Raw genomic sequence first — 251 nt, forward strand, 5'->3', positions numbered from 1 at the left:
GTTTTTGCAATGACTTGTATTGATCGATATTCAAACTTGCAGGTTCTTCGTTCAACTTAGAGAGCCAAATCAAATTATCTTTCAACAGATTGAGTGAAGAATTCTCTTTCACTCTTTCTTTTTCAGCTTGTATTACCTGATCATGTCCATAGTCTTTGTGCCAGGTTAGATAAGTGGCTTTCTCTATCTGATCCCAAGGCAATGCATGGGGCACATCTTTTTCACGAATCTTCAGGTACTCATAACTATCC

The 251-nt window shown here is 37.8% G+C and carries 1 protein-coding gene; it reads right to left on the reverse strand.

The genetic code is table 11. The annotated features are described in order from the left end of the window. A partial coding sequence (locus VJI94_RS08610; protein WP_324009069.1) for a carboxy terminal-processing peptidase occupies positions 1-251 on the reverse strand: 251 nt, incomplete at both ends.

The sequence above is a fragment of the Parvimonas sp. D9 genome, assembly GCF_035282565.1.
Classification (GTDB): Bacteria; Bacillota; Clostridia; order Tissierellales; family Peptoniphilaceae; genus Parvimonas; species Parvimonas micra.